This is a genomic window from Nonomuraea sp. NPDC049141 (assembly GCF_040648415.1).
In the GTDB taxonomy this organism is placed as follows: Bacteria; Actinomycetota; Actinomycetes; order Streptosporangiales; family Streptosporangiaceae; genus Nonomuraea.
The window spans coordinates 58782-73718 of record NZ_JBEZDR010000006.1 but is presented as its reverse complement, the minus strand read 5'-3'; the positions used below and the strand labels follow the sequence as shown (position 1 = coordinate 73718).

Below are 14937 nucleotides of genomic sequence, written 5' to 3'. Positions count from 1 at the left end.
GAAGGGGAACGCACATCGTGTTTGATGCCGGCCTTCATGATGAACTGCTGCGACGCATGCGACGTGACCAGGAGGTACGCCTGAGCCTGCCCAAGGACGGACCTGTGCCGGGTGACCTGATGGAGAAATGGAGGAGCGTAGACGACGACAACACGACGTACCTCAAGCAGGTGGTCGACGAGTACGGCTGGCCGGGTCATGACCTGGTCGGAGAGGAAGGCGCGCAGGCAGCTTGGCTCCTGGCGCAGCATGCCGATCACGACCTGGACTTCCAGCGGCGGTGTTTGGCGCTCTTGCAGGACGCCGTAGACCGGGGCCAAGCGGCGCCGGGTAACCTCGCGTACCTGGTCGATCGCGTTCGTGTCAACGAGGAGCGGCCGCAGGTGTACGGCACGCAGTACCACGCCCCTGACGGCGTTTTCCAGCCGCGGCCGATCGAAGATCGTGAGCGGCTCGACGAGCGCCGAGCCGGGGCTGGGCTGGGACCGCACGCCGACTACGACAGATCCATGAGGCAGCAGTACGGGTGAGAACCTCCCGTGAGGTGGACCTGTCGCCGACGTGAGAATGGCACTGCTGGGTGGGGCCGGCCCGCTGGTGGTGGGCTGTGGACGTCAAAACAGCTCCTCCTGGTCACCTGTCCGCGTCGGCAGCTTCTTGGGCGGGAGACCGGCGGTGGCCTCGAGACGGTGCATGGTTCGCCATCCGGCTTGCTGGCCATCGGCCAGGAGACGGCGAAACAGGTGCGCGGTCGCTTCTGCGTCGGGCATCGCCCGATGCCGGTCGATCGGCCGTGGGATGTGCAGGAACCGCAGCAGCGTGTCGAGGTTGTGCGAGCTCAGCTCCGGGTAGAGGGCGCAGGGCCTCGAATCGCCAGAGCTCCGCCAGGTCGCCGTTCTTGACGGTGAGTGCCAGCGCGGCCACTTCGACTGGGACGGCGGGTCGGCCGGCCGGGGTCAGTGCCTCGAAGTCGATCACGACGTAGGTGTGCCTGGACACATCGGGGTCGTTGAGGAGATCGCCGGCGGGTGAGGATGCGTGGGGTGGCTGCCCGGTGGTTTTCATGTGGTCGCCTCTCCCTGGATGATTTCGGCGCGCGGGCTCAGGCGTCTCCTAGGCGCACTCGGCCGCCGTACGCGGACAGCAGGGCGTCGTTGTGCGCGTCGCCCCCAGGTGTGTTGGCGGACCTGTAAACGGGCGGCGCTTGCCCGGCGGCCAGGAACCGGCCCACCACGTCGGCGACCAGGAGCTGGGCGATCAGGACGCCGGTCAAGTTCGACACGGGACAGACGGCGCCGCCGCCGGGCAACGGAAGGGCCGCGTCCCCGTACGGTGCGCCGTTGTCGATGACCACGTCGGCCAGCCCAGCCAGCCGCTCCCGCCCACCGGGGACGCGCCCGGCACCGCCACCGCCACCGGCATCGGCATCGGCATCGGAGTCGGCCCGCTCGCGCGTGGCGGCCTCGGCTGTGTGCGTCCTCGAGGTGATCGCGATCACCGGGTGCCCGCGTTCGGCCGCCAGACGGGCCATCTCGACGATCGTCGCGTTGCCGCCGGAGTTCGAGATGATCACGAAGACGTCGTTGGGTCCGATCTCGGCCAGTTCCCAGATGCGCAGGGCCAGTCCCGGCTCCCGTTCGATCTTCGGGTCGAGGATGTCCTGCGGAGAGGCGTCGCCGTAGTAGGCGAGGTCGCGGATGCCCAGCTGGTTCGCGGGCACCAGCCCACCCGCCCGGCCGACCAGCTCCAGCGCGACCGCCCTGGAGTGCCCCGTGCCGAACGCCTGCACCACCCCACCGGCCCGCAACCCGTCGTAGACCAGGCGCCCGGCCCGCCCGATCGCCTCCCGCTCCGCGTCGAGCACCCGCTCGACGGCCGCCCTGGCGACGTCCGCGTACCCGCTCTGGCCGATCACATGTCCTCCAGCAGTTCGATCACATGTCCTGCAGCAGTTGGCGCGCGGCTCCGGCCAGCGCCTCGGCGCTGCCCGGAGCCACCTGGCTCACCAGCACTTCGTACTCGGCCCGCCCGTACGCCTCGGCGGTCGGCAGGTAGCCGGGATACCCGTTGGCGTATCCCAGTACTATGACCGGCCCCCCTGGGGTGATGCTCTCCGCCACGGCGAGGAACGGCTCGCCGGGTAGCCCCACCACGGACAACTCCCCGAGACGGGCGGCATGCACGTGCACACCGATCGGGCCTTCCCGCCCGCTGCGGTCCAGCCGGGCCCGGACCCCCTCCAGCCTGCTGCGGGCAAGCCGGACAGCGACCGGATCGCCGCTCGCCTCGGCCGCGCGTAGATCAGCGGCCAGCGCGCCCGGATCCACGGCCGGACCTACCGTTGGATCCCCGCGCCGATCCGCGACCGGACTCACGGCTGGATCCCCGCGCTGACCTCCGGCCCGATCCGCGGCCGGACTCACGGCCGGATCTCCGCGCCGATTCCCGGCCCGATCCGGCACCGGACTCACGGCCGGACCCCTGGCCCGATCCCCGGACAGATCCATGGGCACGGAGCCGCGGCTTTCGCTGAGCTGTACCGGGGCGAGCTCCAGTCGTCGCGCTGCCCACGTGATGTCGGAGCGCGCCGACCAGGCGCGGGCCGGGGGTTCGCGCAGCAACTCCAGGCAGCGGTCGGCGACTGTCGCGGCGAGGCGGTCCAGCTCGGCCGCGTCCTGGCCGCGGCGGGTGTGGCGGGTGCTGATGTCGCCCGCCGCGCCGGTGGCGACCAGTGCCCACACATCCGGACCGAGCCTCGCGCGCAGCGCCCGTCGTACGGCACCGACCAGGTCGGCGCTGACCAGGCGGCTGGCGGCGGGCAGCACCGTGGGATGAACGGGCAGCACCACCAGCACACCGGCGAGCTGCCCGTTCTCGCCCGCTTCGTTACGGCCGATGAGTCGCCCGTTCTCATCCGCCCTGTGACGGACGGCGATCACGGTGAGGGGGACCACTGCCGGGGCGGACGGGCGGCTGCGGTCGGCGCCGACGCCGTGCAGCTCGCCGTGGTGGGCCTCCCCGTCGCAGCGGCGCTCGCACTCGATCGCCTGACGTACGGCCGTGCCCACCGCATCGGTGAGCCGGTCGAGCCATGGGGCGGGTGTTGGCCCTCCGCCAGGTACGCAGCCGGTCTCCGGGCCCGAGTGGGTGTGGCTGGCCGCTAGCCATAGCTCGCAGCCGAGTGAGCGGGCCTCCGATCTGACCCGGTGGGCCAGGTCCTCGTTCACGCAGATGACGTCGGCGGTGGCCAGTGCGAAGCGGCGTTCGCCGTCGAACCAGGTGATCGCGTTCACCGTCAGCGGGTCCAGCAGGCCCGCTGACGGGCCGGGGCGGTCGAGGTAGCCGCCCATCGGTGTGCCGTCGGGAACGGGGAGGTTCGCCCTGCCATGGCCCACTCTCATCGCCGCACCGTCCTGATCATCGTTCCGTAGAGTCCTGGGTCTTCGGTGGCGGCCAGAAAGGCGGCGCCCGCGAGGCTGTCGCCGGCTGGTGGCCGGAGGCGGGCCCGGGGGAGGAGGTCGGCCAGTTCCGCCTCGAACCCGGCCCGCAGCGCGGGGTCGCGTAACAGCCGGCCGGTCCACGCCACGGGCACCTCCGCATCACCGGGGAAGGCGCGGGCGGCCGCCGCCGCGGTCGCCGCCAGCTCGCGGGCCGCCTCGTCGACGATGGCGCGGGCCGTGTCATCGCGGGCCGTGTCGCCGCGCGCCACTTCGAGTACGTGCACGGCGAAGCCCGCCACCTGCGCCACGCCATCCGGTGACAGGTAGAGCCTGGCGGGCAGCCCGGCCAGGTCGCCGAAGACGGCGCGGGCCCGCCGGGTGAGCGGGCCGCTCTGAGCGCGACCGTCGAAGCCCCGGGCCGCCGCCTCCAGCCCGCGCCGCCCGATCCAGTAGCCGCCGCCCGCGTCGCCGTACAGGAACCCCCACCCGTCCACCTGCCGGACGACGGCCGGTCGTGAACCGCTCACACCGAGGGCGATCGCGCCCGTGCCCGCCGCCAGCACGACGCCGGGGCCGCCGGAGAACGCGCCCGCGTGCGAGGTGACGACGTCCGTGGTGATCATCACGCGCCGGGCCGTCACGAGCAGCCGGGTGGCCAGCTCTTCCGGGGCGTCGAGGAGGGTGGTCAGGCCGAGGCAGACGGTGCCGAGGTTGCCCCAGCCGTCGCCGATCCGGGACAGCACCGCCTCCACCGGCGAGCCTTCGGCATAGGACAGGCCGGGTCGCTCGTACACCTCCCGGATCCGGCCGCCGCTCGCGAGGCCGAGGCGCAGGCCCGTCTGGCCGCCGTCGATCGCCAGGTCCATGTGCCCTCCAGGACGAATCACGAGCCGGGCCGGAGCCCGGCCCTTCGGTATTCGGTCGGGGAACATCCGACGTGCCGGCTGAACGCGCCGCGCAGCGCCTTCGCGCTCAGGTAGCCGGTACGTGCGGCGATCACGTCGACAGGCAGCGGCGAGGTGGTCAGGAGGCGGCGCGCGTGCCGTAACCGCAGGCCGGTGAGGTGGCGCAGGAAGGTGGTGCGGCGCTCCTCGGCGAACAGGTGCGAGATGTAGAACGGGCTCGCGTTCACCGCCTCCGCCACCGTCGTCAGGCGCAGCCCGGGATCGGTGTAGTGCTCGGCCAGGTACGCCTCGGCCAGCGTGAGCACGTCCCTGCGCGGCGGCGGCGGCATCAGCCGGCCGAGCGTCTCGCGCAGCCAGATGTGCAGGTAGGAGCGCTCGTGGATGTCGCCGACCGAGACGATGTCCTCGATCGGCAGCCGGGCGCACGCCTCCACCCAGTCGGTCGAGCCGTCGCTCAGCCTGGACCGGTTGGCCACGTCCACCACGAACAGCAGTTGCCCGATGAGCCAGTTGCGCAGCGTCCGGGGGTCCACGTCCCGCTCGCGGGCGCATCGGTCCACCCAGCTCGCGAGCAGCCCGGCGGCACCGTTGCGGTCACCGGCCCGTACTCGCCTGGAGAGTTCCCGCTCGATGCGTACGGGCGGCGCGAGCGTCACCCGCGCGGGCGGCGGCGGGGCGATCACCCGGTCGCCGCCGAGCACGAGCTTGTAGTCGTTGGCCAGCCTGGCGTCGCGCTCGGCCGCCCCGCGGCCGTCCAGGCTCGGCGAGCCGAGGCTGACAGTGGCGGTCCAGGCCGTCTCGCGCACCATGTGCGCGCGGACCTCCTCCGCCAGCGCCGCCGCGTCGCTCATCAGGGCGTCGGGGTCGGCTCCGGTCAGCAGGACGAGCCACTCCTCGGGCGGCTGCGGGCGGCAGGTGGCCCCGGGGCGGCCGCGGGTGGCCGCCCGCACCACCTGGTCGGCCTGCCGGAGCTGGCGGCGCGCCCACGGTCTTCCCCGAGCCTGCTCGGACGCCATGTAGTCGTCGATGTCCACCAGTGCGGCCACAGCGTAGTCCATCCCCCTACTTTAGGCGGACCGAAATTTGACCGTATTTACCAGCGTGCCGACTCCCGCCACCGTCGCCCTCATGGTGTCGCCGTCCTTGAGCGGCGCGATTCCGGCCACGGTGCCGGTCGCGATCAGGTCTCCGGGCATCAGTGTCATCCCGTCGGACAGGTCCTCGATCAGCCGGGGGAGACCGAAGACCATCTGCTTGGTGTTCGCCCGCTGCCTGACCTCGCCGTCCACCTCCAGGACCAGCTCCAGCCCCTGCGGATCCGGCACCTCGTCCACCGTCGCCAGAAACGGCCCGACCGGGGCGAAGGTGTCGAATCCCTTTGACTGGTCCCAGGGGACGTTCCTGGCGATGTTCGCGAGTTGCAGGTCGCGGGCCGTCATGTCGTTGATCACGGTGTAGCCGGCCACGGCCTCCTGCCACCGTTCGGCGGGCAGGTTCCTGGTGGCCTTGCCGATGACGACCGCCAGCTCCACCTCGTGCTCCAGGTGGCGGGTACGGGCCGGCGCCACCACCGGCCGGTTGTGACCGGTGAGCGCGGACGGCGGCTTGAAGAACAGCACCGGCTCGGGCGGCACCTCCATGCCGCTCTCCTCCGCGTGCGCCCGGTAGTTCAGGGCCAGACAGCAGATCTTCGTACAGGTGGCCACCGGCGGTTCGAAGAGCACCGCGCTCTGGTCCAGCAGGGGGCCCGCCGAGCGCTCGTCCACCAGTTCGGTGAGCCAGTCGAGACCGTGTACGCGCAGGGCGGCCACCGGGTCGTCGCCGAGGTCGGCCAGGCTGAGCAGGCCGTCGCCGCTCGGGTGCAGGGCCACCAGCTCGACGGGGCCTGCGGGGGTACGCCGAATACGTCCAAGGAACATGACCGCAACCCCATCAAGGGCCCGCGACCACCACAAGCACCGAAATTTGCGCTGACAACCCGCTTCTTGCCCTCTTTCTTGTGGCCAGGCGATATTTCACCGTTTGATGGCCGACATGACCCGGACACTGGACGTCAGCCGCGACCTGTACACCACCGCCCAGCGTTACATCGCCGGCGGCGTCTCCAGCGACGCCCGCCGCATGGCGGGCGTTCCGCTCTACGTGGACCGGGCGGCGGGCGCGCGGCTCTGGGACGCCGACGGCAACACCTACCTCGACTACGTGCTCGGTCAGGGACCGGCGCTGCTCGGCCACTGCCCGCCCGCGGTGGTCGAGGCGGTCACCGCGCAGGTGGCCCGCGGCATCGTCTACTCCGCCCAGCACGCGGCGGAGGCCCGCGTGGCCGAACGGCTCTGCGCCATGGTGCCCTCGGCCGAGCGCGTCCGGTTCAACACGGTGGGCTCGGAGGCCGTGCACGCCGCCTGGCGGCTGGCCCGCGGCTTCACCGGGCGGCCCAAGATCCTCAAGTTCGAGGGGCACTACCACGGCTGGCTGGACCCGGTCCTCTACAGCGTGCACCCGCCCCTGGAGGCGGCCGGGCCCGCCGACCGCCCTGCCGCCGTCCCCGGCACGGCGGGCCAGCCCGAGGCCGCCGACCTGGTGGTCTGCCCGTGGAACGACCTCGACGCCCTGTCCCGGCTGATGGACGAGCACGCGGGGCAGATCGCCGCCGTGGTCACCGAGCCGGTGCTCTGCAACACCGGAGCCATCGAGCCCGACCCCGGCTACCTCCAGGGTGTCCGCGAACTCTGCGACAGCCACGGCAGCCTGCTCATCTTCGACGAGATCATCACCGGTTTCCGGCTCGCTCCCGGCGGCGCCCAGGAGTACCTCGGCGTCTCCCCGGACCTGTCGGTGTTCGGCAAGGCGATGGCGGGCGGGATGCAGGTGTCGGCGCTCGCCGGACGCGCCCGCGTGATGGACGCCATCTCCTCCGGCAAGGTCGCGCACGCCGGCACGTTCAACTCCCAGCCCGTCGGCATCGCCGCCGCCGAGGCGACCCTGCGCATCCTCGACGAGCAACGGGACGAGGTGTACGGCACGCTGTACGCCCGGGGCCGGGAGCTGATGCGCGGCCTGGCGGAGGCGGCGGCCAAAGCGGGGGTCCCGATGCTGGTGGACGGGCCGGGACCGGTCTTCCAGATCTACTTCACCGAGGCGTCCGCCGTGCGGAACTACCGCGACTTCGCGGCGACGGACCGGGCCATGATGGGCCGCCTGCACGCCGCGCTGCTCGACCAGGGGGTCAACATGGTGCCGCGCGGCCTGTGGTTCCTGTCGACCGCGCACACCGAGGCGGACGTCGCCGCGACCGTCGAAGCGTTCTCGGCGGCGCTGAGCTCGCTCTGACGCTCACAGGCCGTGGGCCGCGTAGTCGTAGCGGTCGTTGTAGCGGACGTATGCCTTCTTGCCCACGAAAGGCTCGAAGGGGTCGGGCTGGGCGACCTTCTTGTCCTTGAGGAAGTAGTTGTCGCTGGGGCAGTTGCCGCGCGCCCAGAACGACGAGATCTTGTCCCGCCAGTAGCGGGTGAATTCGAATTTCTTGCACTTCGCGGGGGATGAGCGCCACTTCGCCATCGCACCGCGCCAGTTGCTGTGCTCGTACACGCAGTACCAACCGGACGGGCAGGATGCCTGGGTCGCCGACATCAGCAGGCGGACCGTGCCGCCCTCCCAGGAGATCTCGTTGTCGCTCAGCTTCGTACCGTTGGGAATCGCGGCCAGGTAGGTGTCGATCCGGGCCGCTTGGGCCGGGGCCGCGGCGAATCCGCTGACGACTATCGCACCGGCACCGATGGCGATGGCGGTCGTTCTCACTGCCTTCATCATGTCTCCTTCGATCGGCTGGGAAGAAGGTAGGCAGCGCGGTGTTGAGCATGTGTTGAGTCGGTGTTGAGTCCCCTCTTGCGGATCTGCCGCGCCCGCGGCCATGCTCGATTTCCGAGCACGAGTCGATCTCGGGGGGCGCGGTGCACACTCACGATCCTGGCCTCTCCCGCCGGAGTCTGTTATGACGGTGACGGCGACGCCTCCGGTCCGGCGCAAGGAGTCGGTCTCCGGGCGGGTGCGCACGCTGGCCGGGCTGTCCCTGCTGACGCTGGCCCTGCTGCTGGCCGCGATCCTGGCCGGCGCGGCGAGTACGGGCTCCAGCCTGCGCACCACCGGGCATGACGCCGGGCCGCAGGTGCTCGCCACCGCGGGCCTGTATCGGCAGCTGTCGGAGATGGACGCGCTGGTGGCCGAGGCCCTGCTGCTGGGCAGGGAGTACGGCCCGCAGCAACAGGCCGACCTGACCAGCTATGACCAGCGGCGGCTGGAGATCTCCGAGAGCCTGCTCAGGGCCTACCGGCTGGCCCTGGACAACCCGGCCGAGCAGCGCACGGTCGAGTCGCTGATCGAGGGGCTCGGCCGCTACGAACGGCTGGCGGCTCAGGCCCGGCTGCTGGACACGCAGTCCAAGCACACCGCGGGACAGCCGCCCGACAACGTGGTCAGGGCCTATCAGCAGGCCACCGACCTCATGCATCGCGAACTGCTCCCTCAGGCGTACAACCTGACCCTGGAAACCGGGACGATCGTCAGACGCGCGCACGCCGCCGAGCGCTCGACCACCTCGCTGGCCCGCTTCGCCGTCATCGTCATCGGGCTGCTCGCGCTGGCCTGCCTGCTGGGCCTGCAGGCCTATCTGACCCGCAGGTTCCGGCGGGTCTTCGCGCCGGCCCTGGTGGTCGCGACCGTGCTCACCGCGGCCGGTCTGGTGACCGGTACGGCTCTGCTCAACCGGCAGGGCCAGGCGCTGGAGGAGGCCAAGCGCGATGGGTTCGACTCGGTGCTCACCCTGACCAGAGCGCGGGCGATCAGCAAGAGCATGTACGGAGACCAGAGCCGCTACCTGCTCGACCGCTTCCGCAAGGACACCTACGAACACACCTTCCTGGACAAGTCTCAGACGATCGCGGCCGTCGAGTCGACCAGCCTGCCCGACTACCAGAGCAAGCTGCGCGCCGACTTCCAAGGACTGCTCGGCAGTCTGACGGGCCAGGACCGGCAACGACTCTTCACCGTCTACCAGCGGTTCCAGCAGGCCGACGGGCGGATGCGGACCATGTCGGCCGAGGCGGCGATCAAGTTCTGGGACGGCGAGCTCACCCAGACCTACGAGAGCTACGACAAGGTGCTGGAGGAACTGGTCCGGCGGCACGAGTCCGACTTCGAGCGCGCCATCGACAGCGGCGACGGAGCCCTGGAGACGCTGTGGCGGTCGATCCCCGCCGGGCTGGCCGCCGGCGCCCTGCTCATCCTGGTCGGCGTATGGCCACGACTCAGGGAGTACCGGTGAGAAGACTGCTGATCTGCCTGATCCTGCTGGTCAGCGCCTGCGGCGCCGCACGGCCGGCCTCCCTCATGGACCACGACGAGCTGATCGTCGCCATCCGCTCCGACGTCCCGCTGATCAGTTTCAAGGGGGCGGACGGCTCCTACGACGGCTTCAACATCGACGTGGCCGAGGATCTCATCTCCCGGCTGGGCAAGCGGATCCGCTGGCTGGAGATCAAGGCCGGCGACCAGCTCACCGTGCTCACGGACGGGCGTGCCGACCTGGTCTTCGCCCACATGTCGGTCACCCCGGAGCGGAAGAAGGTGATCGACTTCGCCGGGCCGTACCATGTCGACTTCCAGGACATCGCGGTACGACCGGCCGACAAGGGCGTCATCCGCGACGTCCGCGACCTGGAGGGCCGCAAGATCTGCTGGGTGCGCGGCACGAACATCGCCCAGCGGATCGTCGACGAGCGCCGGGTCAAGGCGATCGTCGTCCCGGCACCCGACTACAACGCCTGCCTGGAGATGATCAAGGACGGCAGGATCGACGCCATCTCCACCAACAGCCAGATCCTGGCCGGGCTGCTCACCAGGCCGGGCGTCGACCTGCACCTGGTCGGCGCGACCTTCAACGAGCAACGCACGTCGATCGGCGTGCGCAAGGGCGACGTCGACGGCTGTGAGGAGCTCAACCGGGCCATCACCGAGATGTACCAGGACGGCACGGCGAACATGCTGCTGGACAAGTGGTTCGGCAAGTCCGGCATCGACCTGTCGGTGGTGGCGGTTCCGCAGTTCGAGGGCTGCTCCTAGGCGGGCGGCCTGGCGATCTCGGCGCTGAACCTGTCGACGAGCGCCTGCTTGGCGCGCCCGGCGACCTCCACGTCGTAGGAGACCAGCTTGACCGTCGCGGGGTCGGCCGCCTTGGAGTGCGCCGGCACCTTGGTGTTGGTGGGCAGGGCGTAGAACTTCGCCAGCGGCCCCAGCCGCTGGGACGCTCCGCTCAGCGCCCAGTCGACGTACTTGCGCGCGCTGTCGGGGTTGTGGGCCCCGGCCAGCACCGCCAGGCCGCCGAGCTCGTAACCGGTGCCCTCCGCGGGGAAGGTCACCTGCAGGTTCGGATAGCCCTGCTCCTGGGCGGCGACGCAGTCATGGGAGAACGCGACGCCCACCGCCGCTTCCCCCTTGGCCGCCTGCACGGCGGCCGCACTGCCGGAGGAGTTGTACCTGAGCACGTTCGGGTGGAGCTTGCGCAGGTAGCCGAGCGCCGCGTCCTGATCGCCGCCGTTGAGCTCCACCTGCGTCCACAGGGTGGTGTAGGCGGTCCCGGAGGTGGCCGGGTGGGCGATGGCGACGCTGCCGCGCAGCCGTTCGTCCAGCAGATCCTGCCAGGAGCTGATCGGCTTCAGGCCGCGTTCGGCCAGCTCCTTGGTGTTGTTGCAGAAGGCCAGCACGCCGGCGTAGATCCCGCTCCAGGCGTTCTCCGGATCAGCCCACCCCTGCCGGATTTCAACGGATTTTTCGGATTTGTACGGCTCAAGCAGGCCCTGACTCTTGGCGGCCACGTAGGCGTCGGCCGGACCGCCGTGCCAGACGTCGAACTCCTGCCGTGCCCTGGCCGCCTTGATCCGCTCCAGCGCCTCGCCACTCGACAGCCGGACGAAGTCGGCCTCCACGCCGGTGGCGTCGGAGAACCTCTTGACCATCATCGCGCACCATTGCTCGCTCGCGCCGCACGCGACCGTGATCTTGTCCCTTCTCGACGTCGAACAGCCCGCGACCATCAGGACCGCTACCAACGCGATGGCTAACGGCCTCATGGCCTCTCCAAGGGGTCGCCCGACGTCTCGCCCGTGCGCTCCCATTCGACACTCCGCCATGAGAGTCACGCAACCGATCTCCACCCACCCATGGCCTACTGGCCGGTGCGGTAAACGGCGCGGCGCCGACGGCGGCGGCGTGAGCGTCTACATGGCGCACGGCGGGACCAACTTCGGGCTCTGGGCGGGCGGCAACGAGCACGAGGGCCGGTTGCAGCCCACTGTGACCAGCTACGACTCCGACGCGCCGGTCGCCGAGCTGCGGGACCGCCCCGAGCTGGGACCTCCGGAGGAGCACGTCGAGGAGTTCGGCTGACCCGTTTCACCCTTGGAGCCGAGCGTCGGCCGCGGCGAGGAAGACGTCGAGCACCCCGTCCCCGACCTGGGGCTGGGCCGCGCCCCAGCGGTTGCGCGGCGGGCTGACCCGGACGGCGCGGGCCTGCCGCTGCAGGTCACGCGACTCGGCGAGCAACGCGGCGGCCTTGGTCTCGTCTCCGGCCTGCTTGGCTTGGAGCGCGTCGAGCATGGTCACCATCGCCCTGCCCCACAGCTCGGTGGCGTCCAGCCAGGACGCGGCGTCGTCGGTGAAGCCCTTCTCCACCGATCCGCCGCGGATGGTGGCCGGCGCCGTGGCGACGGCCTTCGCGTACGGACGCAGCGCGGCGATCGCGTCGCCGGGCCGCCCGCCGTTCCACACTCGCCAGAACTCGGCCACGCGCGCGGCGAGGACGGGTGCCTGAGGCTGCCAGGGGGTGCCGCCGAAGGTGGGAGCCACGTGCTCCAGGTCGCCGAAGACCAGCAGGGCCTCGGTGGCCGCCTTGTCGCCGCGGGCGAGATAGGACATCGCCCGTGGCCAGCTCCTGCTCGCGTCGTACGCTCCGTCGTTCCAGGTGAAGTCCGCGGCGCCGAAGACCGCGACCTTGCTCGCGTACGGCTGGTTCATCGGGTTGGCCACGATGCCGGACAGGTGCGCGGCCAGGCCGCCCTCACGCTTGTCGTAGGGCGCCAGGAGCAGCCGGCCACTGGTGTTGCCGTAGTCGTTGACCGGGTAGTTGTCCCAGACGAAGACCTTGCGGCCGAACAGCTCCGCCGCCTTCTCGGCCTGCGCGTTGGTGATCTCCGGCGGCACCGTGTCGGTGCCGGTCCACATCACCTCGATCGCGGGATCCAGGGATTCCCGCAAGGTCTGCTTGTACGTGGTGTCGGTCAGATCGCCGTACTCGGTGGGCACCATCTGCAGCCGCTGGGCGCCGTCGTGGCCGGCGATGAAGGTGCGCTGCACGTCATTCAGCAGATCGACCTGGGCTTTCGCCGCGGCGGTGCGTCCGGCCGCGCCGTACGCGGCCTCATCCGCCGCGCAGTTCCAGCGGGTGTAGCTGATGTCGTCCAGCGGGATGGAGAACGCCCTGGCGCCCAGGTCGTAGAGCGCCTGCAGCTTCCGCTTGAGGGTGTCGCGGTCCGCGGGGTCGGAGTAACAGATCGACACGCCGGGGGAGAGCGCGAAGGTGAAGCGGACATGGTTCGCGCCGGCCCGGGCCACCAACTCGCCCAGTTCGGCGAGCTTGGCCGCCGGGTAGGGGTCGCGCCACTTGTCGCGGTGGTAGGGATCGTCCTTGGGGGCGTAGATGTAGGTGTTGGCCTTGACGTCGCCGTAGAAGTCCATCTGGTCGAGGCGTTCGGCGTGTGTCCACGGCGCGCCGTAGAAGCCCTCGATGGTGCCGCGCAGCGGCATGGACGGGAAGTCGCTGACCCGGACTCCCGCCACCTCCCAGCCGCCACCCGAGCGGACGAACAACTGGCGCAGCGTCTGCACGGCATAGAACTGGCCCCCGGCGTCCTTGCCGCCGAGCGCGATCTGGCGCGACCGGCCGCCCGAGACCCGTAACGCGTATCCCTCGGCCTTGTCGGGCACGACCACGTCGCCGAGCGCCCGCGCGATGTCCGGGCGGGCCGCGGGGCCGAGCCGCACCGTGAGCAGCCCGGCGGCGGGGGTCCGGTCAGGGGTGACGATGTCCACCCGGGTCGCGCCGTGTGCCTTGAGTTCCCGTACGAGGCGGTCGCGGGCGGCGGGGTCGGTCTGGTCGTCGGCGATCACTTGCACCCGGCTGGTGACGACGGCGGCCGCACCGACGCCGCTCAGCGACTGCGGAGTCGGCGACACCGAGGGTAAGGGAGGAGCGGCATGGGCCGCGGGGGCGGGCAGGAGTGCCCCGGCGCACAGGGTCGCGGCCAGCGCGAGGGCTGCTGTGCGGGTTGGTTTCCTCACGAAACTCTCCATTCGTCTATGTCGGCTGGAGGCGCGGTGCTGGCGCGTATGACGAGGTCGGGGGTGGGAGCCTGCACCGCGCGGGGCTCCGGACGCTCGGCCATCACGTGGAGCAGTTCGGTCGCGGTGAGCGTGCCGAGCGCGTACGTGTCGCGGGTTAGCGCGGTGATCGGGGGATGCGGCAACTGGGTGAGGATGGAATCGTCGAAGGACACGATGGAGACGTCGCCGGGGACCCGTACGGACCTCTCGGTGGCCACGCCCAGCCCCGCCGCCGCCATGACGTCGCTGTCATAAATGATCGCCGTGCACCGGGGGCTCGCCTCCAGCAACTGGCGCGTGGCCGACGCTCCTTGGGTGTCGGAGTAGTCGGTCGCCACGCTCACGATGTCGACGCCGAGCGTTTCGCGCGCGTCGGCGACGGCCTGGAGGCGGCGTCGTGTGTGCTGGTAGGAGGGGATGCCGCTGACGTGGCCGAGGAACCGGTGGCCGAGCGCGGCGAGGTAGGCGAGGACGCGGGTCATCGCCGCGTGGTCGTCGACCCAGACGCTGGTCAGCGGCAGGGGAGCCCCGTGGCCGCCCAGGATGACGGCGGGGATGCCGAGGCCGGCGATGAGCCGCGGCCGGACGTCGTCGACCGTGAGGTCGAAGAGCACCAGCCCGTCGACCCGGTTCTCGGCGGCCCAGCGGCGGTAGACCGCCACCTCCGCCTGGGGATCCTCGACGATGAGGAGCTGGGTGGCGATGCCCTCGTTGGACAGGCGGGACTGCAGGCCCGACAGGACGTGCGCGAAGAACGGCTCGACGCCCAGCGTGCGGGCCGGACGGGCGAGGACGATGCCGACCGCGTCGTTGCTGGCCCCCTTGAGGGAGCGCGCGGCCCGGTGCGGGCGCCAGTTGAGCTCCTCGGCGACCTCGAGGATGCGCTTGCGCGTCGCGTCGCTGATGCCGGGGCGGGCGTTGAACGCCAGTGACACCGCCGAGACGGAGACGCCCGCCAGCCGCGCGATGTCGGTGCTCTTCAGCCGGGCCGGTGGGGCGGGCGCCGAGGGCTCGGGGGAGCCGGATGAAGCAGGCGGAACCTCGTCGTTCGGTGGCATCGCTCCTCCATCGTCGTTACGCAAACGAGATGATCCTCCCTCGTGACCATGAGAACTAAACCGTATTAGTCTTCGGTCACTTGCCACAACTAAAACGTTTCA

General features: G+C 70.9%; 14 protein-coding genes. 5 read left to right on the top strand and 9 right to left on the bottom strand.

Going from position 1 to position 14937, the window contains the following annotated elements:
* Positions 1–17 precede the first annotated feature (17 nt).
* The gene (locus AB0B91_RS19330; protein WP_358320994.1) at positions 18–530 is read left to right on the top strand and encodes a DUF6624 domain-containing protein; all 513 of its coding nucleotides are present in this window, start codon (positions 18–20) and stop codon (positions 528–530) included.
* A 572-nt stretch (positions 531–1102) separates the two neighbouring features.
* Here the strand turns inward: AB0B91_RS19330 and AB0B91_RS19325 are convergent.
* Genes AB0B91_RS19325 through AB0B91_RS19305 form a run of 5 tightly spaced genes read right to left on the bottom strand, consistent with a single transcriptional unit; the run spans position 1103 to position 6264 of the window.
* Positions 1103–1915, bottom strand: a complete 813-nt coding sequence (locus AB0B91_RS19325) for an SIS domain-containing protein (RefSeq protein WP_358320992.1) — start codon at positions 1913–1915, stop codon at positions 1103–1105.
* A gap of 19 nt (positions 1916–1934) precedes the next feature.
* A complete protein-coding gene (locus AB0B91_RS19320; RefSeq protein ID WP_358320989.1) occupies positions 1935–3401 on the bottom strand; it encodes a hypothetical protein in 1467 nt (488 codons plus the stop codon).
* Positions 3398–4306 carry a BadF/BadG/BcrA/BcrD ATPase family protein gene (locus tag AB0B91_RS19315; RefSeq protein ID WP_358320986.1) on the bottom strand — a complete coding sequence of 303 codons (909 nt, stop codon included), beginning with the start codon at positions 4304–4306 and terminating at the stop codon, positions 3398–3400. Before AB0B91_RS19315 ends, AB0B91_RS19320 begins: the two co-directional genes overlap by 4 nt.
* A 17-nt stretch (positions 4307–4323) precedes the next feature.
* Positions 4324–5403, bottom strand: a complete 1080-nt coding sequence (locus tag AB0B91_RS19310; RefSeq protein ID WP_358320984.1) for an AraC family transcriptional regulator — start codon at positions 5401–5403, stop codon at positions 4324–4326.
* A gap of 9 nt (positions 5404–5412) precedes the next feature.
* Positions 5413–6264, bottom strand: coding sequence for a fumarylacetoacetate hydrolase family protein (locus AB0B91_RS19305; RefSeq protein ID WP_358320982.1), 852 nt, complete (start codon positions 6262–6264; stop codon positions 5413–5415).
* Positions 6265–6379: 115 nt separating this feature from the next.
* Between AB0B91_RS19305 and AB0B91_RS19300 the strand changes: the two genes are divergently transcribed.
* Positions 6380–7675: a glutamate-1-semialdehyde 2,1-aminomutase gene (locus AB0B91_RS19300; RefSeq protein ID WP_358320979.1), complete on the top strand. Its 1296-nt coding sequence runs from the start codon at positions 6380–6382 to the stop codon at positions 7673–7675.
* 3 nt (positions 7676–7678) lie between these two features.
* Here the strand turns inward: AB0B91_RS19300 and AB0B91_RS19295 are convergent, their stop codons facing one another.
* On the bottom strand, positions 7679–8155 hold the full coding sequence (locus AB0B91_RS19295; RefSeq protein ID WP_358320976.1) for a peptidase inhibitor family I36 protein: 477 nt from the start codon (positions 8153–8155) through the stop codon (positions 7679–7681).
* A 181-nt stretch (positions 8156–8336) separates the two neighbouring features.
* On the opposite strand from AB0B91_RS19295, the gene AB0B91_RS19290 reads away from it, so the two are divergent.
* Together AB0B91_RS19290 and AB0B91_RS19285 are read left to right on the top strand one after the other, a co-directional pair.
* Positions 8337–9665 carry a hypothetical protein gene (locus AB0B91_RS19290; protein ID WP_358320973.1) on the top strand — a complete coding sequence of 443 codons (1329 nt, stop codon included), beginning with the start codon at positions 8337–8339 and terminating at the stop codon, positions 9663–9665.
* Positions 9662–10462: a transporter substrate-binding domain-containing protein gene (locus tag AB0B91_RS19285; protein WP_358320970.1), complete on the top strand. Its 801-nt coding sequence runs from the start codon at positions 9662–9664 to the stop codon at positions 10460–10462. Before AB0B91_RS19290 ends, AB0B91_RS19285 begins: the two co-directional genes overlap by 4 nt.
* On the opposite strand, the gene AB0B91_RS19280 is transcribed toward AB0B91_RS19285, so the two are convergent.
* Positions 10459–11469 (bottom strand): ABC transporter substrate-binding protein, encoded by a 1011-nt coding sequence (locus tag AB0B91_RS19280; protein ID WP_358320968.1) that lies wholly within the window; start codon positions 11467–11469, stop codon positions 10459–10461. The two genes, AB0B91_RS19285 and AB0B91_RS19280, sit on opposite strands and share 4 nt — an antisense overlap.
* Before the next feature lie 58 nt (positions 11470–11527).
* Between AB0B91_RS19280 and AB0B91_RS19275 the strand changes: the two genes are divergently transcribed.
* On the top strand, positions 11528–11785 hold the full coding sequence (locus tag AB0B91_RS19275; protein WP_358320965.1) for a beta-galactosidase: 258 nt from the start codon (positions 11528–11530) through the stop codon (positions 11783–11785).
* 6 nt (positions 11786–11791) lie between these two features.
* Here the strand turns inward: AB0B91_RS19275 and AB0B91_RS19270 are convergent, their stop codons facing one another.
* Together AB0B91_RS19270 and AB0B91_RS19265 are read right to left on the bottom strand one after the other, a co-directional pair.
* Positions 11792–13735, bottom strand: coding sequence for a beta-N-acetylglucosaminidase domain-containing protein (locus AB0B91_RS19270; RefSeq protein ID WP_358320962.1), 1944 nt, complete (start codon positions 13733–13735; stop codon positions 11792–11794).
* Entirely contained in the window at positions 13732–14835 is a 1104-nt protein-coding gene (locus AB0B91_RS19265; RefSeq protein WP_358320960.1) for a LacI family DNA-binding transcriptional regulator, read from the bottom strand. The genes AB0B91_RS19270 and AB0B91_RS19265 overlap by 4 nt, the downstream gene beginning before the upstream one ends.
* Positions 14836–14937: the final 102 nt, after the last annotated feature.